Origin of the sequence: Streptomyces sp. NRRL B-1347 (genome assembly GCF_000720325.1) — a bacterium.
Taxonomy (GTDB): Bacteria; Actinomycetota; Actinomycetes; order Streptomycetales; family Streptomycetaceae; genus Streptomyces.
Genome location: NZ_JOJM01000002.1, coordinates 111345 through 135307, shown reverse-complemented (window position 1 = coordinate 135307; position 23963 = coordinate 111345). Strand labels below are relative to the sequence as shown.

The 23963-nt window shown below is 72.6% G+C and carries 22 protein-coding genes; 12 read left to right on the top strand and 10 right to left on the bottom strand.

The genetic code is table 11. The features are described 5' to 3' along the window. Positions 1-11: 11 nt before the first annotated feature. Together IG74_RS0102120 and IG74_RS0102115 are read right to left on the bottom strand one after the other, a co-directional pair. Entirely contained in the window at positions 12-581 is a 570-nt protein-coding gene (locus IG74_RS0102120; protein ID WP_037824263.1) for a TetR/AcrR family transcriptional regulator, read from the bottom strand. A 103-nt stretch (positions 582-684) separates the two neighbouring features. After that, positions 685-2457, bottom strand: a complete 1773-nt coding sequence (locus IG74_RS0102115; protein ID WP_030668553.1) for an acetyl/propionyl/methylcrotonyl-CoA carboxylase subunit alpha — start codon at positions 2455-2457, stop codon at positions 685-687. Positions 2458-2834: 377 nt separating this feature from the next. Between IG74_RS0102115 and IG74_RS0102110 the strand changes: the two genes are divergently transcribed. After that, on the top strand, positions 2835-3287 hold the full coding sequence (locus tag IG74_RS0102110; RefSeq protein WP_234334179.1) for a hypothetical protein: 453 nt from the start codon (positions 2835-2837) through the stop codon (positions 3285-3287). A gap of 20 nt (positions 3288-3307) precedes the next feature. Here the strand turns inward: IG74_RS0102110 and IG74_RS0102105 are convergent, their stop codons facing one another. Next, entirely contained in the window at positions 3308-3919 is a 612-nt protein-coding gene (locus IG74_RS0102105) for a nucleoside triphosphate pyrophosphatase (protein ID WP_030668546.1), read from the bottom strand. Between the two features lie 28 nt (positions 3920-3947). Next, positions 3948-4076, bottom strand: a complete 129-nt coding sequence (mmpB, locus tag IG74_RS54130) for a morphogenic membrane protein MmpB (protein ID WP_264081206.1) — start codon at positions 4074-4076, stop codon at positions 3948-3950. Positions 4077-4228: 152 nt separating this feature from the next. On the opposite strand from mmpB, the gene IG74_RS0102095 reads away from it, so the two are divergent. Continuing rightward, positions 4229-5671, top strand: a complete 1443-nt coding sequence (locus tag IG74_RS0102095) for an FG-GAP-like repeat-containing protein (protein WP_051854445.1) — start codon at positions 4229-4231, stop codon at positions 5669-5671. 43 nt (positions 5672-5714) lie between these two features. Here IG74_RS0102095 and IG74_RS0102090 read toward each other — a convergent pair whose 3' ends face one another. Beyond that, positions 5715-5921, bottom strand: a complete 207-nt coding sequence (locus tag IG74_RS0102090) for an acyl-CoA carboxylase epsilon subunit (RefSeq protein WP_030668540.1) — start codon at positions 5919-5921, stop codon at positions 5715-5717. Positions 5922-5965: 44 nt separating this feature from the next. After that, positions 5966-7618: an acyl-CoA carboxylase subunit beta gene (locus IG74_RS0102085; RefSeq protein WP_030668537.1), complete on the bottom strand. Its 1653-nt coding sequence runs from the start codon at positions 7616-7618 to the stop codon at positions 5966-5968. A 127-nt stretch (positions 7619-7745) separates the two neighbouring features. Here IG74_RS0102085 and IG74_RS0102080 point away from each other — a divergent pair, with 127 nt between their 5' ends. From IG74_RS0102080 to hutH, 5 genes are all read left to right on the top strand, one after another. Then, positions 7746-8618: a biotin--[acetyl-CoA-carboxylase] ligase gene (locus IG74_RS0102080; protein WP_030668534.1), complete on the top strand. Its 873-nt coding sequence runs from the start codon at positions 7746-7748 to the stop codon at positions 8616-8618. Between the two features lie 121 nt (positions 8619-8739). Beyond that, positions 8740-9993, top strand: coding sequence for an adenylate/guanylate cyclase domain-containing protein (locus tag IG74_RS0102075; RefSeq protein ID WP_030668532.1), 1254 nt, complete (start codon positions 8740-8742; stop codon positions 9991-9993). Between the two features lie 85 nt (positions 9994-10078). Continuing rightward, complete coding sequence (locus IG74_RS0102070; protein ID WP_030668529.1) at positions 10079-10873, top strand: enoyl-CoA hydratase/isomerase family protein; 795 nt, start codon at positions 10079-10081, stop codon at positions 10871-10873. A gap of 94 nt (positions 10874-10967) precedes the next feature. Continuing rightward, a complete protein-coding gene (locus tag IG74_RS0102065) occupies positions 10968-12110 on the top strand; it encodes a GGDEF domain-containing protein (protein WP_030668520.1) in 1143 nt (380 codons plus the stop codon). A gap of 97 nt (positions 12111-12207) precedes the next feature. Beyond that, positions 12208-13746, top strand: coding sequence for a histidine ammonia-lyase (gene hutH, locus IG74_RS0102060; protein WP_030668517.1), 1539 nt, complete (start codon positions 12208-12210; stop codon positions 13744-13746). On the opposite strand, the gene IG74_RS0102055 is transcribed toward hutH, so the two are convergent. Both IG74_RS0102055 and IG74_RS0102050 read right to left on the bottom strand, forming a co-directional pair. After that, positions 13747-15177, bottom strand: coding sequence for an APC family permease (locus IG74_RS0102055; RefSeq protein ID WP_234334187.1), 1431 nt, complete (start codon positions 15175-15177; stop codon positions 13747-13749). 208 nt (positions 15178-15385) lie between these two features. Continuing rightward, entirely contained in the window at positions 15386-15637 is a 252-nt protein-coding gene (locus tag IG74_RS0102050; protein WP_030668511.1) for a hypothetical protein, read from the bottom strand. Between the two features lie 111 nt (positions 15638-15748). Here IG74_RS0102050 and IG74_RS0102045 point away from each other — a divergent pair, with 111 nt between their 5' ends. The 3 genes from IG74_RS0102045 to IG74_RS0102035 all read left to right on the top strand — a co-directional run bounded on the left by IG74_RS0102045 (position 15749) and on the right by IG74_RS0102035 (position 21156). Next, positions 15749-16084 carry a hypothetical protein gene (locus IG74_RS0102045; protein WP_030668508.1) on the top strand — a complete coding sequence of 112 codons (336 nt, stop codon included), beginning with the start codon at positions 15749-15751 and terminating at the stop codon, positions 16082-16084. 244 nt (positions 16085-16328) lie between these two features. Next, complete coding sequence (locus tag IG74_RS0102040) at positions 16329-17576, top strand: L,D-transpeptidase (protein WP_030668505.1); 1248 nt, start codon at positions 16329-16331, stop codon at positions 17574-17576. A 229-nt stretch (positions 17577-17805) separates the two neighbouring features. Next, the gene (locus IG74_RS0102035) at positions 17806-21156 is read left to right on the top strand and encodes a S8 family serine peptidase (RefSeq protein ID WP_030668502.1); all 3351 of its coding nucleotides are present in this window, start codon (positions 17806-17808) and stop codon (positions 21154-21156) included. Between the two features lie 50 nt (positions 21157-21206). On the opposite strand, the gene IG74_RS0102030 is transcribed toward IG74_RS0102035, so the two are convergent. Beyond that, a complete protein-coding gene (locus IG74_RS0102030; RefSeq protein ID WP_030668499.1) occupies positions 21207-21611 on the bottom strand; it encodes a YybH family protein in 405 nt (134 codons plus the stop codon). Positions 21612-21636: 25 nt separating this feature from the next. Between IG74_RS0102030 and IG74_RS0102025 the strand changes: the two genes are divergently transcribed. Next, entirely contained in the window at positions 21637-22062 is a 426-nt protein-coding gene (locus IG74_RS0102025; RefSeq protein ID WP_078868525.1) for a winged helix-turn-helix transcriptional regulator, read from the top strand. Next, the gene (locus IG74_RS0102020) at positions 22059-22865 is read left to right on the top strand and encodes a group II truncated hemoglobin (RefSeq protein ID WP_030668493.1); all 807 of its coding nucleotides are present in this window, start codon (positions 22059-22061) and stop codon (positions 22863-22865) included. The genes IG74_RS0102025 and IG74_RS0102020 overlap by 4 nt, the downstream gene beginning before the upstream one ends. A 117-nt stretch (positions 22866-22982) precedes the next feature. Here the strand turns inward: IG74_RS0102020 and IG74_RS0102015 are convergent, their stop codons facing one another. Beyond that, positions 22983-23870 (bottom strand): helix-turn-helix domain-containing protein, encoded by an 888-nt coding sequence (locus IG74_RS0102015; protein WP_030668490.1) that lies wholly within the window; start codon positions 23868-23870, stop codon positions 22983-22985. Positions 23871-23963 lie beyond the last annotated feature (93 nt).

Genomic DNA, 23963 nt, shown 5'->3' with positions numbered 1-23963 from the left:
ACGCCCCGCCCTCAGCCGCCGGACGGGTCCGCGGGATGGGCCTTGAGGCCGCGCAGGGTCAAGGTGAGCAGCCGGTCCGCGAGCTCCGGGTCGTCGGGGGACTCCTCGGCGGCCAGGGCGATCGCGTTCGTCAGCTGGAGCAGGTCCTCGATGGACACGCCCGCGCGCACCGCGCCCGCGGCCTGCGCGCGGCCGAGGAGGGCCGCGCCCGCCTCCCGCATGGGGCGGCTGCACCGCCCCAACGGGGTGCTGTCGTCCCGCGACACCGACATCAGGGCCCGCGCGAGCCCCCGGTACTCGCTCGCGTGCGCGACGAGGGCCCGCAGCCAGGCCACGAGGGCCGCGCAGGGCTGCGGGGCGTCCAGGAGCTCCCGCGAGCGGTTCAGCAGGTCGCTGACGGCGTCCTCGAACACGGCGCTCATGACGGCGTGGCGGTTCGGGAAGTGCCGGTACAGCGTCCCGATGCCCACGCCCGCGCGGCGGGCGACGTCTTCGAGGGAGGTGTCCGTACCGTGCTCCGCGAAGGCGGAGCGGGCCTCCTTCAGGAGGCGCTGGTGGTTGCGCTGGGCATCGGCGCGCATGCTTCCTCCTCGGGTGCTGAAAGTCCCCCGCCCACCCGCTCCGGAAGGGGCGGGTGGGCGGAGGGCGGGGTGCGGGCGCCCGGGGCGCCCGCACCGGGAGTCGTCAGTCCTTGATCTCACAGATGGCCGCGCCGGAGGTGAGGCTCGCGCCCACCTCCGCCTGGAGGCCCTTGACCGTGCCGGACCGGTGGGCGTTCAGGGGCTGCTCCATCTTCATGGCCTCCAGGACCACGATGAGGTCGCCCTCCTTGACCTCCTGGCCCTCCTCGACGGCCACCTTGACGATGGTGCCCTGCATCGGGGACGCCAGGGTGTCGCCGGAGGCGGCGGGCCCGGACTTCTTGGCCGCGCGGCGCTTCGGCTTGGCGCCCGCCGAGAGCCCCGTACGCGCGAGGGACATGCCCATGCCCGCGGGCAGGGAGACCTCGAGGCGCTTGCCGCCGACCTCGACGACGATCGTCTCGCGGTCGCCGTCCTCCTCGTCGGCGTCGCCGCCCACGGGGGCGAACGGCGGGATGTCGTTGACGAACTCGGTCTCGATCCACCGGGTGAAGACCGTGAACGGCTCGTCGGAGCCGGTCAGTTCGGGCGCGAACGCCGGGTCGGTGACCACCTTGCGGTGGAACGGGATGGCGGTGGCCATGCCCTCGACCTCGAACTCGGCAAGGGCGCGCGCGGCCCGCTCCAGGGCCTCCTTGCGGGTGCGCCCCGTGACGATCAGCTTGGCGAGCAGCGAGTCCCAGGCCGGGCCGATGGCCGAGCCGGACTCGACGCCCGCGTCGAGGCGGACACCGGGACCGGACGGGGCCGCGAACTTGGTGACCGTGCCGGGCGCGGGCAGGAAGCCACGGCCCGGGTCCTCGCCGTTGATGCGGAACTCGAAGGAGTGGCCGCGCAACTCCGGGTCGCCGTAGCCCAGTTCCTCGCCGTCGGCGATGCGGAACATCTCACGGACCAGGTCGATGCCCGCGACCTCTTCGGTGACCGGGTGCTCGACCTGAAGGCGCGTGTTGACCTCCAGGAAGGAGATCGTGCCGTCGGCGCCGACCAGGAACTCCACGGTGCCCGCGCCGACGTAGCCGGCCTCCTTCAGGATCGCCTTCGAGGAGCTGTACAGCTCCTCCAGCTGGGCGTCCGAGAGGAACGGGGCCGGGGCCTCCTCCACCAGCTTCTGGTGGCGGCGCTGCAGCGAGCAGTCACGGGTCGAGACGACGACCACGTTGCCGAACCGGTCGGCGAGGCACTGGGTCTCGACGTGCCGCGGCTTGTCCAGGTACCGCTCGACGAAGCACTCGCCGCGGCCGAAGGCGGCGACGGCCTCGCGCACCGCGGAGTCGTACAGCTCCGGCACCTCTTCGAGGGTGCGGGCGACCTTCAGGCCGCGGCCGCCGCCGCCGAACGCCGCCTTGATGGCGATGGGCAGGCCGTGCTCCTCGGCGAAGGCCACGACCTCGTCGGAGCCGGAGACCGGGTCCGGCGTGCCCGCGACCAGCGGGGCGCCCGCGCGCTGCGCGATGTGCCGGGCGGCGACCTTGTCACCCAGGTCCCGGATCGCCTGCGGCGGCGGGCCGATCCAGATGAGACCGGCGTCCAGGACGGCCTGCGCGAACTCGGCGTTCTCGGAGAGGAAGCCGTAGCCGGGGTGGACGGCGTCCGCCCCGGAGTCCTTGGCGGCGGCGAGTACCTTCGCCATGTCCAGATAACTGCTCGCCGGAGTGTCACCGCCGAGGGCGAACGCCTCGTCTGCGGCCCGCACATGCAGCGCGTCCCGGTCGGGGTCCGCGTAGACGGCAACGCTCGCGATCCCGGCATCCCGGCACGCCCGGGCGACCCGGACAGCGATTTCGCCACGGTTGGCGATGAGCACCTTGCGCACGATGGCTCCCTCCTTGAAACAAGCCGAGTTTAGGGACTGCCGACACGGCCTATCGACCCGTCCCCATTGGTGAGCTTGCCCACACGGAGCGTGATCCGAGGCGCGCTCGACCCCCGTAATCCCTTGTCGCACCGTGGTACGCAGGGTCCCTTCCGGGCAGCGTAGCCCTCCGGTGTGGTCAAGGTCTCTGTGAGGGCGCGCTGCGGCGCGGGAGCTTTCTTTGTGGAGTCCCTACGAATGGCCCAATGAATCTTTGCCTCCGCCGCGGCTCTTGTCCCTCGGTTTACCCGTTAGTAGCGTGCCCGATGACTCGTACGTACTCGCGGTAACAGCGGCATCAGCGGTTGCCGGGGACCGGTGGAGAGGGGTGGAGTGCCGTGGCGCGCAGACCGGTGGCGTGGGCGGGCGCGGTCGTGCTGTGGGCGGAGGCGGCCGGGATCGCGTTCCTCAACTGGTTCCTCGGCCTCGTCGTCGACAAGCAGGAGATGTCCCTCGCCGGGCTCGACCCGCACGCCATGACCGTCTCGACGTGGATCGCGGGCGGCGTCTTCGGGCTCTACCTCGCGCTGTGCGGCTTCCTGCTGGCACGCGCCGCCGTGTGTGACCGCGCGCCGGGCGGCTTCGGGCGCGCCGTGCTGATCAGCGCGGCCGTGCTGCACGCGCTGCTCGGCGCGTTCGCGGTCGGCCTGGTGGGCTGGCTCGCGTTCGCGTTCATGATGCTGGTGCTCGGGCTCGTCGTGCTGACGCTGATGGCCTACGACCGGCACGAGCACGGGGCGGCCGCGGTGGACGCCCCGCCGCCCGGCGACGGGGCTCCGCAGGCCGCCTGAGGCCCCGTGTCAGGGGCGCGCTACGCGGCCCACAACTGGGTGATGCCGACGCCCAGTTCGGCGAGCAGGCGGCGCAGCAGCGGCAGCGAGAGGCCGATCACGTTGCCGTGGTCGCCGTCGATGCCGTCGATGAACGGGGCCGAGCGGCCGTCGAGCGTGAACGCGCCCGCCACGTGCAGCGGTTCGCCGCTGGCCACGTACGCCGCGATCTCGTCGTCCGAGGGGTCGCCGAAGCGGACCACCGTCGAGGCGGTGGCGGCGACGTGCCGGCCCGACGCCGTGTCGTACACGCAGTGCCCGGTCTGCAGGACGCCCGCGCGGCCGCGCATGGACTTCCAGCGGGCGGTGGCCTCCTCGGCGTCGGCGGGCTTGCCGAGGGCCTGGCCGTCCAGCTCCAGGACCGAGTCGCAGCCGATGACCAGGGCGCCCTTGACGTCGGGGCGCGCGGCGACCACCGAGGCCTTCGCCCGCGCCAGGGCCTTGGCGAGCTCGGCCGGGGTGGGGGCGGTGACCGCGTCCTCGTCGACGCCGCTGACGATCACCTCGGGGGCGAGGCCGGCCTGGCGCAGCAGGCCGAGGCGGGCGGGGGACTGGGAGGCGAGGACGAGTCGGCGGGTGGGCTGATCACTCATGCGGCCAGCGTAGCCGGGGGCCCGTCGCTCAGATGATCCCCAGGATCAGCATCGCGAGGAGCATGGCGACCGCCAGGAGCACGCCCGCGCGGCGCATCTTGGTCTGCATGTCCCGCATGTCCTTGGGCGGGTCGTTCTCCGGGTCGGACCACAGCATGGCTCCGATGGTGCGCGCCGGGCCCGGACCGCGCCTGAGTACGCGTACCTAAGTTCCGCAGATCCTTCGTTCACCCGTACAACCCCGCGATGGTGTCCGGGTGTCAACTACGCGTCGGTTCTCTGGGATTGGAGCGTTCTGTTATGCGCGCTATGCGCACAAAGGTCCTGATGGCGGTGGCCACGGCCGCCGTGGCCACCGGGGGCCTGGCGGTCCCGCTCGCGGGATCGGCCGCCGCCGCGCCCGCGCCGGCCGCGAAGGACGCCGCCGACTTCAACGGCGACGGCTACGGCGACGTGGTCCTGGCCACCCCCGACGCGACCGTGAACGGCGTCAAGAAGGCCGGGCACGTCGCCGTCCTCTACGGGTCGAAGGACGGCGTGGCGGGCGGGCGCAAGCAGCTGGTGAGCCAGGCCTCGGCGAAGGTGCCGGGGGTGCCGGAGGAGCGGGACCGGTTCGGCGCCGCGTACGACACCGGGGACCTGGACGGCGACGGGTACGCGGACTTGGTCGTCGGAGTGCCGGGCGAGAACCGGCGCGGGTTCCTGACCGTGCTGTGGGGCGGCCGGGGCGGGCTCGTCCACGGCGGTCTGAGCATGACGTCGCCGCGCGCGGACGACGTGGGCTACGGCGAGTCCGTGGTCGTCGGCGACTTCGACGGCGACGGCAAGCCGCACGTCGCCACGTACTCCTACTACGGCGCGATCAGCCTGTCCGGCGACGGCTTCACCCGGACCCGGGCCCCGAAGCAACAGCGCCTGGACCTCCACAGCGATGACGCCTTCAGGGTCATCGAGCGTCTGGAGGCCGGTGACTACGACGGCGACGGCGACGACGACCTGCTCGCCTCCGGCATCGACAACGCGGAGGGCGACTTCCTCAACGGCTGGGTCGGCTACTGGAAGGGCGGCCGCACCGGCGTGACCTTCACGGCCCCGCCCGCCGCGCTGCCCGCGACCCGCACCGGCCTTGAGGGCTCGGGCGACGTGAACAAGGACGGGTACGACGACGTCGTGATCACCGACAAGAAGGCCGCGAGGGGCGGCGCGGTCGGTGTCTACTACGGCGGCAAGCGCGGCCCCGGCAGCGGCGGCGCGACCGTGCTCGACCAGGACAGCCCCGGCGTGCCGGACGAGGGCGAGGAAGGTGACGAGTTCGGCGCGAGCGCCTCCGTCGGCGACGTCGACGGGGACGGATACGCCGACGTCGCGGTGGGCGCCCCGGGCGAGGACGCGGCGGGCCGGACCGCCACCGGCGCGGTGCACCTCCTCAAGGGCTCCGCCGCCGGGCTCACCGGCACCGGCGCGCAGGTCCTCGACCAGGGCACGGCGGGCGTGCCGGGCGCGCCCGAGGACGACGACCGCTTCGGCTCCGCGGTCCAGGTGCGGGACACCGACGGCGACGGCAGGGCCGAGGTCGTCGTGGCCGCGCCGGGCGAGGACGTGTTCCCCGGCGCCCGGTGGAACGACGGCTCCGCGTGGGTGCTGCGCGGCGCGAAGGACGGGATCACCACCGCCGGTGCGTACGCGCTCAGCGAGAAGGCATTCGGCCTGACGTACCAGAACAAGGCGTTCGGGTCCGTGCTCGGCCGCTGAGCCGCCGGGGCGGGGGCGCGGGCAGCCGCCCCCGCCCCGGGCGTCACGCGGGCCAGTACGTGCGGCCCCAGGACGCGGGCCCTGGCTGCGGAAGGCGCTCGCGGGCCACGCGGGCCGGGTCCGCCCAGGCGTCCGGGGTGCGGGGCGCGCCGGACGGCTCGTGCGCGGCCGCCGCGGCGCGCGCCTGGACCACCGCCAGGGCGGCGGCCAGCTCCTCGGGGGTCGGGTTGCCCCGTACGACCTTGATCACGAAGGGACTCCTCGGGGGTCGGGTCACGGACGTGTGCGGCCGGGCTACAGCGGGATGTTGCCGTGCTTCTTCGGAGGCAGGGATTCCCGCTTCGTGCGCAGCTGACGCAGGCCGCGCACGAGGTGCGAGCGGGTCTCGGACGGCATGATCACGGCGTCGACGTAACCGCGCTCGGCGGCCGTGTACGGGTTCAGGAGCGTGTCCTCGTACTCCTGGAGGAGCCGCGCCCTGGTCTCCTCCTGGGCGGCCTCGTCACCGGCCGCCGCGATCGTGCGGCGGTGCAGGATGTTCACCGCGCCCTGCGCGCCCATCACCGCGATCTGCGCGGTCGGCCAGGCCAGGTTGAGGTCCGCGCCCAGGTGCTTGGAGCCCATCACGTCGTACGCGCCGCCGAAGGCCTTGCGCGTGATCACGGTGATCAGCGGGACCGTCGCCTCCGCGTAGGCGTAGATCAGCTTGGCGCCGCGGCGGATGATGCCCTCGTGCTCCTGGCCGACGCCCGGCAGGAAGCCCGGCACGTCCACGAAGGTCAGGACGGGCACGTTGAACGCGTCGCAGGTGCGCACGAAGCGCGCGGCCTTCTCGCTCGCGTCGATGTCGAGACAGCCCGCGAACTGCATCGGCTGGTTGGCGACGATGCCCACCGGGTGGCCCTCCACGCGGCCGAAGCCGGTGAGGATGTTCGGCGCGAACAGCGGCTGCGTCTCGAAGAAGTCCCCGTCGTCCAGGACGTGCTCGATCACCGTGTGCATGTCGTACGGCTGGTTGGCGCTGTCCGGCACCAGGACGTCGAGCTCGCGGTCCTCGTCGGTCGGCTCCAGATCGGCCTCCTCGGGGAAGGCCGGGGGCTCGCTGAGGTTGTTCGACGGCAGGTACGAGAGCAGCGACTTGACGTACTCGATGGCGTCCTTCTCGTCGCCCGCCATGTGGTGCGCGACGCCGGAGGTCGCGTTGTGCGTGCGGGCGCCGCCCAGCTCCTCGAAGCCGACGTCCTCGCCGGTGACGGTCTTGATGACGTCCGGGCCCGTGATGAACATGTGCGAGGTCTGGTCGACCATCACCGTGAAGTCGGTGATCGCGGGCGAGTACACCGCGCCGCCCGCGCACGGCCCGACGACGAGGCTGATCTGCGGGATGACGCCCGACGCGTGCGTGTTCCTGCGGAAGATCTCGCCGTACATGCCGAGGGCCATGACGCCCTCCTGGATGCGGGCGCCGCCCGAGTCGTTGATCCCGACGACCGGACAGCCCGTCTTCAGGGCGAAGTCCATGACCTTCATGATCTTCTGGCCGAAGACCTCGCCGAGCGAGCCGCCGAGGACCGTGAAGTCCTGCGAGAAGACGGCGACCGGGCGGCCGTCGACCGTGCCGTAGCCGGTCACCACGCCGTCCCCGTACGGGCGGTTGTGCTCCATGCCGAAGTCGGTGGAGCGGTGCCGGGCGAACTCGTCGAGCTCCACGAACGAGCCCTCGTCGAGCAGCAGCTCGATCCGCTCGCGCGCCGTCAACTTCCCCTTGGCGTGCTGCTTCTCGACCGCGCGCGCCGAACCGGCGTGCTTCGCCTCCTCGATGCGGCGCCGCAGGTCCGCCAGCTTCCCGGCGGTCGTGTGGATGTCGGTGCCGGGATCGCCCCCGGTGGGCGCCCCGGACTCCTGGGGCTGCGCGGAAGGCTGCTTGGGCTCGTGCGGCTCGGACATCGGGACGCGGCTCCCTGCCTGCTCAGAGGGGACGGTGAGGGGCTTACGACGCTGGCTACTGACTCGTAGCGTATCGGCGCGGATACGCCTGTGCAGTGCGGCGTTTACCACACCTAGGGTGGCTTGCATGACGCCCTCGAATGACCATGAGAACGCCGGGAACCGCTGGAGCGACCTGGACCGTCCGCCGCTCGACGCGGCCGCGCTGCGCCGCGCCCTCGTCCGCGACGGCGGGCTCTACCGCTCCCTGGACGTGGTGCCCTCCACCGGCTCCACCAACAGCGACCTGGCCGCCCGCGCCGACGAGCTGCCCGAGGGCGCCGTGCTCGTCGCCGAGGCGCAGCACGCCGCGCGCGGCCGCCTCGACCGGCGCTGGACCGCGCCCGCGCGCTCGGGCCTGTTCTTCTCCGTCCTGCTCAAGCCGGCGGAGGTGCCCGTCGAGCGGTGGGGCTGGCTGCCCCTGCTCACCGGCGTCGCCGTCGCCACCGGTCTGTCCCGGGCCGCCGGGGTCGACACCGCGCTGAAGTGGCCCAACGACCTGCTCGTCACCGTCGAAGGGGAGGAGCGCAAGGCCGGCGGCATCCTCGCCGAGCGCGCGGGCACCGCGGGCGCCGGGGGTGTCGTCATCGGCATCGGCCTCAACGTCACCCTGCGCGCCGACGAACTCCCCGTGCCGCACGCGGGCTCCCTCGCCCTCGCGGGCGCGGCCGGCACCGACCGCGACCCGCTCCTGCGGGCCGTCCTGCGGAGCCTGGAGCGCTGGTACGGCGACTGGCGCCGGGCCGGGGGCGACCCGGCGGCGTGCGGACTCCAGGAGACGTACGCGGCCGGGTGCGCGACGCTCGGCCGCGCGGTCCGGGCCGAGCTGCCCGGCGGGCGCGCGGTCTCCGGCGAGGCCGTGGCGGTGGACGGGGACGGGCGGCTCGTTCTGGCTACGGCTGACGGGATGCGGGAGCCCATCGCGGCGGGGGACGTGGTCCACCTGCGCGGCGTCGGCTGACGGCCCTCGCGGGGGCTCCCCGCGAGGGAGGTGGGTCGAGTCGGGAGTGAGCTGGGGCACACCTGCCGTAAAGTTGGCGCCGGTCGATATCTGACCGTGGCAGATCGGAAGGGCAGCAGGCGTGACCGTCGACGACACCGGCTCCGGCCAGGGCGCACACCCAGCCCCCGACGGTGAGCCCCGCGCGGCGGCCCCGTCGTCCCCCGAGGAGACCGACAAGCCGGACGACCCCTACCGGTCGGCGGGGCCGCACCAGCCCAAGGACCCCGACCTGGCGGCGGCCCTCGACCGCACGGCGAACCCCGGCCACCCGGCCGACCCGGACGACGACAAGGACCCCCTGGCGCTCCGCCTTGAGCAGCTGATCCTCGGGGCCGACCGGCGCTACACCCCCTTCCAGGCGGCCCGCAGCGCGGGCGTCTCCATGGAGCTTGCGTCCCGCTTCTGGCGGGCCATGGGATTCCCCGACATCGGCCAGGCCAAGGCCCTCACCGAGGCCGACGTGCTCGCCCTTCGCCGGCTCGCGGGCCTCGTCGAGGCGGGGCTCCTGAGCGAGGCGATGGCGGTGCAGGTGGCCCGGTCCACCGGGCAGACCACCGCGCGGCTCGCGGAGTGGCAGATCGACTCGTTCCTGGAGGGCCTCACCGAGCCGCCCGAGCCCGGCATGACCCGTACGGAAGTCACGTATCCGCTCGTCGAGCTGCTGCTGCCCGAGCTGGAGGAGTTCCTCATCTATGTGTGGCGGCGTCAGCTCGCCGCCGCCACCGGCCGGGTGGTCCAGGCGGCCGACGACGAGGAGATGGTCGACCGGCGGCTCGCCGTCGGCTTCGCCGACCTCGTCGGCTTCACGCGCCTGACGCGGCGCATGGAGGAGGAGGAACTCGGCGAGCTGGTCGAGGCGTTCGAGACGACGGCCGCCGACCTGGTGGCCGCGCACGGCGGGCGGCTCATCAAGACCCTCGGCGACGAGGTCCTCTTCGCCGCCGACGACGCCGGGATCGCGGCCGAGATCGCGCTGCGGCTCATCGAGACCATGGCGAACGACGAGACCATGCCCGAGCTGCGCGTCGGCATCGCCTTCGGCACGGTCACGACCCGCATGGGCGACGTGTTCGGGACCACGGTGAACCTCGCGAGCCGCCTCACCTCGATAGCGCCCCGGGACGCCGTGCTGGTCGACGGGGCGCTCGCCGAGGAGCTGACCAGGACCGGGGAGGCCCCCGCGTCCGAGACGGAGGCCGCGGCGCTCGCCGAGCGCGTGGGGGAGGACGGCGGGGAGCCGCCCTCGTACCGCTTCGCGCTCCAGCCGATGTGGCAGCGGCCGGTCCGCGGGCTCGGCATCGTCGAGCCCTGGCTGCTCACCCGCAGGGGCTGACCTCCGGCCGGTCCCGGGTACCCAAGGCGCGGCCCGGCTGACATCATCTCGGCGTAACGATCGTTAACCGGGAGTCGGAGGGGTCATGGGCGAGCAGCGTTTCGGGGAGTTCGTGGGAGTACGGCGGCACGGGCACGTGGCGGAGCTCGCGCTCGACCGGCCCAAGGCCATGAACGCCGTGTCCAGCGCCATGGCCCGCTCCATCAGCGAGGCCTGCGACGCCCTCGGCGCGGACCGGGACGTGCGCGTGGTGGTCCTGACCTCCACGCACGAGCGGGCGTTCTGCGTGGGCGCCGACCTGAAGGAGCGCAACTCCCTCACCGACGCGGAGCTGGTGCGCCAGCGGCCCGTCACGCGGGCCGCGTACACCGGGGTGCTCGACCTGCCGATGCCCACCGTCGCCGCGGTGCACGGCTACGCCCTCGGCGGCGGCTTCGAGCTCGCGCTGTCCTGCGACGTCATCGTCGCCGACCCGACGGCCGTCGTCGGCCTGCCCGAGGTGTCCGTGGGCGTGCTCCCCGGCGGTGGCGGCACCCAGCTGCTGCCCCGGCGCGTGGGCGCCGCGCGGGCCGCCGAGCTGATCTTCTCGGCGCGCCGCGTCGAGGCGGCGGAGGCCAAGGAGCTCGGGCTCGTCGACCTGGTGGCGGGCGAGGGCGAGGACCGCGACGAGGCCCTCGCGCTCGCCGCCCGCATCGCCGCGAACTCGCCCGTCGGCCTGCGCGCCGCCAAGCGCGCGCTGCGCCTCGGCCACGGGCTCGACCTGCGCGCGGGCCTGGAGGTGGAGGACGCGGCCTGGCGGTCGGTGGCGTTCTCGGGGGACCGGGCCGAGGGCGTCGCGGCGTTCAACGAGAAGCGGAAGCCGGAGTGGCCCGGGGAGTGAGGGAGACCTCCGGGGCGCCACGCCTCGGGGCGCCCCTGCCGGGGTGCCCTCGCCCCGCGTCTCCATTTGCGTCGAATGTCCGTAACCTGGAGTGATGGGACAGGACGCTCGGTTGCGCGCTGTCGTGGCGCTCGCGCAGGGGATGGCCGCCGCGCACACCCCGCGCGGGTCCTGGCGGGCGGCCGCCCAGGGCGCCCGGCGGGCCCTCGACGGGAGCTTCGCCGCGCTGTCCGTGTGGGAGCGGGAGCGCGGGCGCCTGCGCGTCCTGGCGAACGTCGGGGAGCTGGCCGCGGGGGAGGAGGAGTTCCCCGACGACGAGGCCTACCCCGTCCACCAGTTCCCGGAGATCACCGAGTTCCTGCACGAGCGCTGGGCGGGCGGCGGTGAGCCGCACGCCTGGGTGGAGACCGCGCGGGGGCCGGGCGGTGGCGAGCGCGCGGGCTACTGCCACCAGCGGGTCGCCGCGCTGCGCAGGCGGGGGCGCGGCTGCTGCGTGGTGGCCCCGATCGTCCTGCGCGGCCGCGCCTGGGGCGAGCTGTACGTGGCGCGGCCGGTGGACGCGCCGGTCTTTGACCGCGCCGACGCGGACTTCGCCACGGTCCTCGCGGCCGTGGTCGCCGCCGGGATCGCCCAGACCGAGCGCCTCGAAGAGGCCCGCCGCCTCGCCTTCACGGACTCCCTCACCGGCCTCGCCAACCGGCGCGCGGTCGACGTGCGGCTCGACGAGGCCGTGGAGCGGCACCGCACCGAGGGCGTCGTCGTCAGCCTCGTCGTCTGCGACGTGAACGGGCTCAAGCAGGTCAACGACCGGCTCGGGCACGCGGTCGGCGACCGGCTCCTGGAGCGGTTCGGCTCGCTGCTCTCGCTGTGCGGGGCGATGCTGCCCGGGGCCCTCGCGGCCCGCCTCGGCGGCGACGAGTTCTGCCTCCTCTCGATCGGGCCGACCTCGGACGAGGTGGTGCGGGTCGCCGACGAACTGTGCGTGCGCGCGTACGAGTTGGAGCTGGGCGAGGGCGTCGCCTGCGGGGTCGCGTCGACGGGGGACCCGATCGGGCCCGTGCGGTCGGCCCGCCGGCTCTTCCGGCTCGCGGACGCGGCGCAGTACCGGGCGAAGGGCGCGCGGGCGGTGAAGCCGGTGGTCGCCGGTCGCGAGGGCGCGGACGATCCGGTGGTGCGCCTCGCCGACGAGGCGGCGGCCCCCGCGCGGGGCGAGCGGCGGCGCTTCCGGGGGCGGTAGCCCGCGCGGCCCGCGCCGCGCCCCGGGGGCCGGACGGGCTCGGACCTTCCGACCAGTGACAGCACGGGTTTCAGTGCGTACGCTCCTGAATATGGATATGCAGACTGTGGTCGTAGGGACGTCCGGCACCACCGCCGCGGACGTCGTGGCCGTCGCCCGCCGGAACGCCCGCATCGAGCTCGGCGACGACGCCGTCGCGGCCCTCACCGCGGCCCGGGAGATCGTCGACGCGCTCGCCGCCAAGCCGGAGCCGGTCTACGGCGTCTCGACCGGTTTCGGCGCCCTCGCGACCCGGCACATCGACCACGATCTGCGCGCCCAGCTCCAGCGGAACATCGTCCGCTCGCACGCGGCGGGCATGGGCCCGCGGGTGGAGCGCGAAGTGGTGCGCGCGCTGATGTTCCTGCGCCTGAAGACGGTCTGCTCGGGGCACACCGGCGTGCGCCCGCAGGTCGCGCAGACCATGGCCGACGTCCTGAACGCGGGCATCACCCCGGTCGTCCACGAGTACGGCTCCCTCGGCTGCTCCGGCGACCTCGCCCCGCTCAGCCACTGCGCCCTGACCCTGCTGGGCGAGGGCGAGGCCGAGGGCCCGGACGGGGCGCTGCGGCCCGCCGCCGAGCTGCTCGCCGAGCACGGCATCGCCCCGGTCGAGCTGCGCGAGAAGGAGGGCCTCGCGCTGCTCAACGGCACCGACGGCATGCTCGGCATGCTGGTGATGGCCCTCGCCGACCTGGACGTCCTCTACAAGTCCGCCGACATCACCGCCGCGCTCTCCCTTGAGGGCCTGCTCGGCACCGAGAAGGTCCTCGCGCCCGAGCTGCACGCCATCCGCCCGCACCCCGGGCAGGCGGCCGCCGCCGCCAACATGCTGGCCGTGCTCGCCGGTTCGGGCCTGACCGGGCACCACCAGGACGACGCGCCGCGGGTCCAGGACGCGTACTCGGTGCGGTGCGCCCCGCAGGTCGCGGGCGCGGGCCGGGACACCCTCGCGCACGCCCGCACGGTCGCCGAGCGCGAGCTGGCCGCCGCCGTCGACAACCCGGTCGTGCTCCCGGACGGACGCGTGGAGTCGAACGGGAACTTCCACGGCGCCCCCGTCGCGTACGTCCTGGACTTCCTCGCCATCGCCGCCGCCGACCTCGGCTCCATCGCCGAGCGGCGCACCGACCGGCTGCTCGACAAGAACCGGTCGCACGGCCTGCCGCCGTTCCTCGCCGACGACGCGGGCGTCGACTCCGGCCTGATGATCGCCCAGTACACGCAGGCCGCCCTGGTCAGCGAGATGAAGCGGCTCGCCGTCCCGGCCTCCGCCGACTCCATCCCGTCCTCCGCCATGCAGGAGGACCACGTCTCCATGGGCTGGTCGGCCGCGCGCAAGCTGCGGACCGCCGTCGACAACCTCGCCCGGATCCTCGCCGTCGAGCTGTACGCCGCCACGCGCGCCATCGAGCTGCGCGAGGGCCTCACCCCCGCACCGGCGAGCCGCGCCGTCATCGAGGCCGCGCGCAAGGCCGGGGTCGAGGGTCCCGGGCCCGACCGCTTCCTCGCGCCGGACCTGGCGGCGGCCGAGGCGTTCGTCCGCGGCGGCGAGCTGGTCGGCGCCGCGGAGCAGGTCACAGGGCCGCTGGCCTGATCACGGCTTCGGCACCGGCTCCGGATCCTCCGGGGCCGGGCCGCCGTCCACCGGGTCCGCCGGGCCCGCCGTGCCTCCCGTGTCCGCCGTCGCCGTCAGGAAGTCCTCGCTGATCTCCTTGGGCCCGAAGGGCCACACCTTCTCCAGGCGCGCCCACACCACGAACGCCACGCACCCGAGCGCGACCCAGGCGAGCGACCACTCGATGGGGTGGCGGCCCGGTGCGTTCTTGTCGGCGTACCCGTAGATGACCAGCCAGCCCGCGAGGGCGACGAAGCTCGGGAGCGGGTACAGCCACATGCGGTAGGGGCGGCGCAGCCCCGGCTGGCGGCGGCGCAGCACGCTCAGGGCGAGGATCTGGGCGAGCGCCTGCACCAGGACCATCACGGCCGTCAGGAGCTGGATCAGCGTCGCGAGGTCGGTGTGGCGGCCGAGCAGGAAGCCCCCGGACGTCACCACGCCCATCGTCGCGAGGCCGAGCACCGGGAAGCGGTGCTTCGGGTGCAGCTTCGCGTACGGCCGGAAGAACACCCGGTCCCTGGCCGCGTCGTACGGCACGCGCGAGCCGCCGAGCAGCCCCGCGAAGACGGAGGCGAACGCGGTGACGAGGATCAGCACGGTGACGGTGTCCGCCGCGCCCCTGCCCCAGGTCTCCTCCAGGACGGCTGACGCGACGGACGTCGAGGCGACGTCGTCCGGGTCGGTCATGCGGTGCCAGTCGATGACGCCGAGCGTGCCGATCTGGAGCAGCAGGTAGATCGTCATGATCCCGAGGATCGAGAAGACGATCGCGCGGGGCAGGGTGCGCCCCGGGTCCTTGATCTCGGCGCCCAGGTACGCGGCCGTGTTGTAGCCGAGGTAGTCGTAGATGCCGATCGTCAGGCCGCCCGCGAAGCCGATCCAGAAGTGGTTGCTCGTCACCTCGAAGGCGTCGGACGGGTAGGTGAACGCCAGGTCGGCGTCGAAGTGCGTCAGCGAGGCGACGATCACGCAGCCGACCGACAGGATCATCACGACCCACATCACGGCCGTGATCCGCGCGATGTGCTCGATGCCGCGCCACAGCAGCGCGACGACCAGCGCGATCACCCCGAGCCCGATCAGATCGCCGGTCGTCCGCCCCATGCCGGGCGCGAGGTAGCCCAGGTACTGCACGAAGCCGACGATCCCGGTCGACATGCCGACCGGGATGAACAACATCGCCGTCCACACGAACAAGAAGGGCATGAGGCGGCCCGTGCGGTACTGGAAGGCCTGGCGCAGATAGACGTAGCTGCCGCCGGACCCGGGCATCGCGGCGCTCAGCTCCGCCCAGACAAGGCCGTCGCAGAGCGCGAGCAGCGCGCCCGCGACGAAGCCGGTGACCGCCTGCGGCCCGCCGAACGCCGCCACCATCAGCGGGATCGTCACGAAAGGTCCGATGCCGCACATCTGGCTCATGTTGATGGCGGTGGCCTGGAAGGGGCCCACTCGGCGTACGAAGCCCTTCTCCGACACGGGAGCCTCCTGGGCGCGGCGATCGGCCAAAGCTGATCGACAACGGTACGGTCGATGACCGCCGTGCCCAAGAGGTCGGACGGAAAGGGGAGTTAGGAGAGGCCGATCGCCGACGGGGCGCCCGGCCCCGGCCGGCGCCGGATCAGTCCGCCGTGCTCTCCCGGCGCGCCGAGTACGCCACGAATCCCGCGCCCAGGCCCAGGAACGCCGCGCCGCCCACCACGTAGGGCGTGGTGGTGTCCGCGAGCCGGTCGGTGGCGGCCGTCTCGTGCGGGGTGGTGGCGGGGTGGCGCGGTCCGTCGGCCGGGGCCGCCTTCGCGGAGGGGACGAACCACAGGGCGCTGAGCAGGGTCGCAGCGGCGGCCGCGGTCAGCAGCGGGCGGAGTGCGGTCACGGGAAACGGATCCCCCTTGTGGAGCTGGCGAATTGGCCGTCTGGGGCGATGCTAATGAAAGGCGCGGGTCGTGCGGAAGCCACGCCCGGAATGGGCCGTACTCTCCCTCCCATGAAGGTGAATGAAACATCACGTTTTGTACGGCTGCGTGCCGAATTGGTCGTCGAGGTGGACGGGTCCGGCGAGCTGACCGCCGCCGCCCTGAAGCGCATCGTGGACGACCCCCACCTGCCCCACGACGAGCGCATGCACGCCGAGGCCGCCGTCAAGGAGGACGACGCGGAGGCGCTCGCCTACCTCGTGGACCCCTTCGACCTGGTCAAGGAGCTGCCCGGAATCGAGCTGACCCAGGCGTCCTGGAGCAGCGAAGTGATCGATTACGACCCCGATTCGCCGGACTGGGACCCGGACGAGCATGATGACGGTGAGGACGGCGAGGAGCCCTAGGGCACGCCCGCGGCACCGCGCACCGGTCAGCACCGGAACGCAGGGGAGCCCCGGTCGGCAACAGCCGTCCGGGGCTCCGTCGTCTCCTGAGCGCGCGGCCGTCCCGGCCGTCCCGCCCGACGTGGCGTTCCCCACATCCCGGGCGGAAATGGAACGCGAAGGACCGGGAACTGCGTTAGGCGTGAAGCGGGATTACGGGACCCTCGGGTCTTGTGGGGATTCGGCAACGATGGAGATGCGTGTAATGACGGACAGTAAGCGGCGCAGAGGTCTGGTGGCCGTGTCCGCCCTGGTCGGCGGGGTGCTCCTGCTCTCCGCCTGTAGCGGTGACGACGGCGACAAGAAGGACTCGGGCGGCGGGGAGTCGCAGAGCCAGGTCGACGAGGCGGCCGCCAAGAAGACCTCGGCAGCCAAGATCGCGATCGCGCCGAAGAACGGCTCCGACAACGCGAGCATCAACAAGGACGCCAAGGTCACCGTGAGCGAGGGCACGCTCACGAACGTGGTGATGAAGGCCGAGGGCGGCGCCGCGGTGGCCGGCGAGATATCCGCGGACAAGAAGACCTGGAAGCCCAGCGCCCAGCTGGAGCGCGCCACCACGTACAAGATCACCGCGACCGCCGCGGACTCCGACGGCCGCAAGGCGCACGAGAACTCGTCCTTCACGACCGTCTCGAAGGCCAACAGCTTCATCGGCAGCTTCACGCCCGAGGACGGCTCCACGGTCGGCGTGGGCATGCCGGTGTCGATCAACTTCGACAAGCCGATCACCAACCGCAAGGCCGTGCAGAGCGGGGTCAAGGTGACCTCCACCTCCGGCCAGGAGATCGTCGGCCACTGGTTCGGCAACCAGCGCCTGGACTTCCGCCCCCAGGACTACTGGAAGGGCAACTCCACCGTCACGCTGAAGCTGGCCCTCGACGGCGTCCAGGGCGCCGACGGGGTGTACGGCGTGCAGCAGAAGACGGTCCAGTTCAAGATCGGGCGCAACCAGGTGTCCGTCGTGGACGCCAAGACCAAGCAGATGAAGATCATGCGGGACGGGAAGGTCGTGAAGACCATCCCGATCTCCGCCGGGTCGCCGGACAACAAGACGTACAACGGCAAGATGGTGATCTCCGAGAAGTTCAAGGAGACCCGGATGAACGGCGCGACCGTGGGCTTCACGGACAGCGACGGCAAGGGCGAGTACGACATCAAGGACGTCCCGCACGCCATGCGCCTGTCCAGCTCCGGCACCTTCATCCACGGCAACTACTGGGGCTCGAAGTCGATCTTCGGCAATGTGAACACCAGCCACGGCTGCATCGGCCTCGAGGACGCGAAGGGTGCGGGCGACAAGTCCACCCCGGGCTCCTGGTTCTTCGAGAACACGATCACCGGTGACGTCGTCGACGTCCGCAACACCGGCGACAAGACGATCGCCCCGGACAACGGCCTCAACGGCTGGAACATGAGCTGGGCGCAGTGGAAGGCGGGCTCCGCCCTCTGATCCACCGCCTCCGGGCCGTCCGCACGGGCCCGCACCCCGCCCGGGGTGCGGGCCCGTCGGCGTACCCGGGGTGCGGGCCCGTTCCGTGTCGACGGCGTTGCGGGACCATGTTGAACCGGCCAACAACCCCAACTATTCACTTCTGTCGCATAGTTGAACGGATATCGTCCCCCTCGACATACTGCGTGACTCAGAGCTTTCACCTTGAGGGGGAAACTTGCTCAGACAAGTGAAGAAAGCGAGACGACCGGTCACCGCGCGTCGCGCGGGCGCGGCCACCATCGCGGCCGCGGCGGCCGTGGCGCTTGCCGCGGGCATGACCAGCCCGGCCCAGGCGGGGCCCGGCTCCGCCGCACCTGAGCACGACGGCGTCAAGGCGCCGGTGAAACACCACATCACGCTCCTCACCGGGGACCGCGTCACGGTCGACGCCAAGGGGCGCGTCACCGGGTTCGACCCCGCGAAGGGGCGTACGCACATACCCGTGCGCACCACCCGCGCCGACGGGCACACCCTCGTCGTGCCGGCCGACGCCCAGCGGCTGATAGCCGACGGCAAGCTCGACCAGCGGCTCTTCGACGTCACTGAGCTGAGCAAGAAGAGCAACCGCGCGGCCCAGAAGCAGGGCCTGAAGGTCATCGTCGCCTACAAGGGCGCGGCCGCGGCGGCCAAGGCCGACGTGCGGGACGCGGGCGGCACCAAGCTCCGCCGCTCCCTGAAGACGCTCAACGCCGACGCCGTGCAGACCCCGAAGCGCGACGCCGCGAAGCTCTGGGACGCGCTCACCGCGGACCGCGGCGCGGCCCGCACCACCGCGTCCGGCATCAGCCGCGTCTGGCTCGACGGCACCCGCAGGGCGAGCCTCGACAAGAGCGTCAAGCAGATCGGCGTCCCCAAGGCCTGGCAGGCCGGGTACGACGGCAAGGGCGTGAAGATCGCCGTCCTGGACACCGGTGTGGACGCCACCCACCCCGACCTCAAGGAACAGGTCGTCGGGGCGAAGAACTTCACCCCGTCGCCCGACGCCAAGGACCGCGTCGGGCACGGCACGCACGTCGCGTCCATCGCCGCGGGCACCGGCACGAAGAACAGCGCCTACAAGGGCGTCGCCCCGGGCGCGAAGGTCCTCAACGGCAAGGTCCTCGGCGACGAGGGCTCCGGCGACGACTCCGGGATCATCGCGGGCATCGAGTGGGCGGCCGCCGAGGGCGCAGGCGTGGTGAACCTGAGCCTCGGCGGCGGCGACACGCCCGGCGTGGACCCGCTGGAGGCCGCCGTCAACAAGGTCTCCGAGGACAAGGGCATCCTCTTCGCGATCGCCGCGGGCAACGACGGGGCGCCCGGCTCGGTCGGCTCGCCGGGCAGCGCGGACGCGGCCCTGACGGTCGGCGCGGTCGACGACAACGACAAGCTCGCCGAGTTCTCCAGCGAGGGCCCGCGCGTCGGCGACGGCGCCATCAAGCCCGACGTGACCGCTCCTGGCGTGGACATCACCGCCGCCGCGGCCCCCGGCAGCCAGATCGAGAAGGAGGTCGGGCAGAAGCCGGACGGCTATCTGACGATCTCCGGCACCTCGATGGCGACGCCGCACGCCGCGGGCGCCGCCGCGCTGCTCAAGCAGCAGCACCCGGACTGGAAGTACACCGAGCTGAAGGGCGCGCTCACCGCGTCCACCAAGCCCGGCAAGTACACGCCGTTCCAGCAGGGTTCGGGCCGGATCGCCGTGGACAACGCCATCAAGCAGTCCGTGATCGCCGACCCGGTGTCGGTGAGCTTCGGCACCCAGGCGTGGCCGCACACCGACGACAAGCCGGTCACCAAGAAGGTCACGTACCGCAACCTGGGCACCAGCGAGGTCACCCTCGACCTGGCCCTCAAGACGGCCGACCCCAAGGGCAATCCGGCGCCCTCCGGCTTCTTCGAGCTCGCCGCCAAGAAGGTCACCGTGCCCGCGGGCGGCACCGCGTCGGTCGACCTGACCAGCGACACCAAGCTGGGCGGCACCCTCGACGGCGCGTACTCCGCGTACGTGACCGCGACCGGCGGCGGCCAGTCCGTGCGCACGGCCGCCGCGGTGAACCGCGAGGTCGAGTCGTACGACGTGACGGTGAAGCACGTCGGCCGCGACGGGCAGCCCGCCACGGCCTACAGCTCGTCCCTGATCGGCACCTCCGCCGCCACCGCCGACCAGGACTTCACCGTCTACGACCCGTCCGGCACCGCCAAGGTCCGCGTGCCCAAGGGCGGTTACGCCCTCGACGGGAGCGTCTTCGTCGACCCGCAGGACGCCAGCAAGGGCATCGACTGGATCGTCCAGCCGAAGCTGAACGTCACCAAGGACACGACGGTGACCGTGGACGCCCGCAAGGCGAAGCCCGTCGACGTGACGGTGCCCGCGGCCGACGCCAAGTCCGAGCTGGCGCTGCCGCTCTACGGCATCCAGAACGACGCCGTCGACTTCGCGTCGGGCTGGTTCCTCGACTCCTACGCGGCCTTCCGCACCGCGCACCTCGGCCCGGCCGTCAGCGACGGCTCGCTGCGGCAGAGCTGGGACGCGCGCTGGTCCAAGGGCGACAAGAGCGAGTACGACGTCGTGTCGGGCGGCAAGGTCAAGGAGTTCGCCACCGGCTACACCAAGCACTACAAGGAGTCCGAGCTCGCCACCGTGAAGGTCGGCCTCGGCGCCTCGTCGAGCGGGAAGACGGCTGCGGTCGCCGCGTTCGGCTATCTGCCCGGCAGCGGCCTGAGCCTCGGCGTCAGCCTGCCGCAGAAGGCGCCGAGCACGCGCACCCTGTACGTGTCCACGGGCGACAAGGTCAAGTGGGGCCTTGAGTTCGAGCAGCGCGGGGGCGTGGGCGACGACGGCTGGCCCGTCGTCGACGCCGGGTACACGCTCGGCGCCCCGCAGACCTTCACCGCGGGCAAGACGTACGACAAGAAGTTCAACACGGCCGTCTTCGGCCCGCGGATCGGCGGCGACTACGGCGTCTTCCGCAAGGGCAACGAGATCGCGGGCTCCCTGCCGCTGTTCGCCGACGGCCAGACGCACGCGGGCGGCTCCGTGTACACGTCGGCCAAGACCACCCTGAAGCACAACGGCACGCAGATCGGTGAGAACACCGACCCGCTGACCGGCAAGGCCTTCAAGGTGCCCGCGGGCGACGCCCAGTACCAGCTGTCGACGTCCGTCAAGCGGAGCGTGGCCGTGGCCGCGGCCTCCACGCGGATCGACGCGAGCTACTCCTTCCGCTCGAAGAAGACCACGGCCGTCACGAAGCTGCCCGTCTCCGGCGTGCGCTTCAACGCGGCGGTCGGCCTCGACAGCCGGGCGCCCGCCGACAAGAAGCAGTCCGTGCCGGTGACGGTGCAGGGTGCGGCGGCCGGGGCCAACCTCAAGTCGCTCGCCGTCTGGGTCAGTTACGACTACGGCCGCAACTGGAAGCCCGTCGAGGTCAAGAACGGCAAGATCTCGGTGAAGAACCCGGCCGCGGGCAAGGGCATCTCCTTCCACGCCAAGGTCAGCGACAAGAAGGGCAACAAGTCGACGGTGTCGATCTACAACGCGTACTACGGCAAGTGAGCCGCCCGCACGGACACGTGGGCCGGTCGCTTGAGTACGTGAGCTAGTCGCTAGTCGCTTTGAGGCGCGGCGCCGAACGGACTGTCGATCACATATCGCCAGTGTCCGTCGGCGCCGCGTCGTGCTACGTCCGTGGCCGTCGAGCGCACCTCGCCGCCGATCTCCCAGTCCACGACGAGCAGCGCGATGTCGCCGTCACCAGCGACGTGCACCTGCCGGGTGCGTACGGAGATGGGCAGGCCGAGGGCCAGGAACGGGGCGTTCTGCGCGGCGATCGCGGCGTCGCCGTGCACCGGCACGCCGGACTCGGGCACGAACGCGGCGTGCGGTTCGTACAGCTCGCGGACCGCGTCCGGGTCGCCGCTGTTGAAGCGCGCGGCGAACGCGGCGGGGACGTCCTCGGCGCGCGTCGGCAGGGCGGCCGGGGGCAGGATGGGGGTGCTCGACTCAGTCATGTACGGAACGGTAGGAGGCGTCCTCGTGGCTCACCGAACGGTAAGTCAGGCAGGTCAGGGCGTCCGCGCGGGACGGCCCGGGCTTCCCGACGACCCGCGCGCCCGGGTCGCGGCGCCCAGCCCCTGCTGCCCCGTGGAGGTCACGCTCGCGGCGCTGCGGGGCCGCTGGACCACGCTCGTGGTGCGCGAGTTGCTCGCGGGTGACGTGTACGCGTACAGCGAACTGGCCGCCGCGCTCCCGGAGTTGTCCGACAAAGTACTTGCGGAGCGGCTGGCACAGCTCACCGCCGCCGGGGTGGTCCGGCGCACGCGGACGCCCGGCTGGCCGCCCACTGTCACCTATCGACTCACCCCGCACGGCAGGGAGCTGGGTCCGGTGCTCCAGGCCCTCTGGGACTGGGGCGCGGCCGCCGCCCTTGACGTCCCGGAAGAGGAAGCCGACACGCCATGAGCGCGAGCCCCGCCCACACCGTCGAGTACGTCCGCTACCGCGTGCCCGCCGAGCGCGCCGCCGAGTTCCTGTCCGCGTACACCCACGCGGCCGTGCCGCTGGCCGCCGCGCCGCAGTGCGTGGACTACGAACTCGCCCGCTGTGAGGAGACCACCGAGGAGTTCTGGCACTTCGTCCTGCGCATCACCTGGACCTCCACGAAGGACCACCTGGAGGGCTTCCGGTCGTCGCAGCACTTCCGGGACTTCTTCGCGCACGTCCGCCCGTATGTCGAGAACATCGAGGAGATGCGGCACTACACGCCGACCTCGGTGCGCGGCTCCGGCGCCTCGACGCCGACGCTGTACGCGTGGGCGGGCGGCGCGGAGCGCTTCGAGCGGCTCACGGAGGTCTTCTACGAGAAGGTCCTCGCGGACGATCTGCTCGCCCCGGTCTTCGCGGGGCTCGCGCCCGAGCACGCGGCGCACGTCGCGCAGTGGCTCGGCGAGGTCTTCGGCGGCCCGACGGCCTACTCCCGCGCCCACGGCGGGCCCGACGGCTCGGGCGCGCACGCCCACATGGTCTCCAAACACCTCGGCAAGGGCATCACCGAGCCGCAGCGGCGCCGCTGGGTGAACCTCATGCAGGACGCGGCGGACGAGGCGGGCCTGCCGACCGACGCGGAGTTCCGCTCGGCCTTCGTGGCGTACGTGGAGTGGGGCACGCGCCTCGCCGTCTACTTCTCGGGCCCCGAAGCCACCCGCCCCGCCGACCAGCCCGTCCCGGTCTGGAACTGGGGCGCGGCCCCGCCGTACCAGCCGTGACGACGGCGCGCGGGCCACGGGGTTTCAGCCCGTCCGGCGTTTGAGGACGAGCGCGTCAGCGCGATGGATCGAGCCGGTCCGGCGCCTGAGGACGAGGCGCGCAGCGCCGGGAAGCCGCTAGCGAACCCCCGTCGGGGACTCCGCGTTCCAGCTGGCCAGGAGGCGGAGTGCCTCGGCGGACGGGGAGCCGGGCTCGGCGTGGTACGTGACCAGGTACTGCTCCGCGTCGTCGTCGAGCCGCATCGTCTCGAACGAGAGGGTGAGCTCGCCGACCAGCGGGTGCCGCAGCTGCTTGACGCCGTGCCCCTTCTCCCGCACGTCGTGCGCGGCCCACAGCTTCCGGAACGTCTCGCTCTTCACGGAGAGCTCCCCGACGAGCGCCGAGAGCTGCGGGTCGTTCGGATAGCGGCCCGCGTCCATCCGCAGGAAGCTGACCATGTCCGAGGCCTTGCGGTCCCAGGTGTCCGCGAACAGCTCGCGGATCCGCGGGTCGAGGAAGACGAGCCGGGCCCAGTTCCGCCGCTCGCGCGGCAGGGCGCCCCAGTCGCCGAACACGGCGGTCGCCATGCGGTTCCAGCCGAGGATGTCGGAGCGGCGCCCGCCGACGTACGCGGGGACGGTGTCCATCGCGTCGAGGAGGTGCTGGAGCGCGGGCCGCAGCGGCTGCGTCGGCGCGACCCGCTTCTTCTTGTGGGCCGTGGGCTTCGCGAGGTGCGTGAGGTGCGCGTGCTCCGCGCTGTTCAGCCGCAGGGCCCGCGCGATGGAGTCGAGGACCTCCGCCGAGACGTTGCGTCCGTTGCCCTGCTCCAGGCGCGTGTAGTACGCCACCGAGACGCCCGCGAGCTGCGCCAGCTCCTCGCGGCGGAGGCCGGGTACCCGCCGCTGCCTGCCGTAACCCGTGAGCCCGACGTCCTGCGGCTGGAGCCGGGCCCTGCGGGTGCGCAGGAACTCGCTCAGCTCGGCCCGGCGGTCGAGGCCCTCGGGGGCGGCGGCGTTCGCGTCCATGCCTTCCAGTATTCCGGCGTTCCGCCGTGCGTACGCTCCCGAGCCTGATACCGCCAGTGGTACGCACACCGTGCGTAGGCACAACGGAGGCCT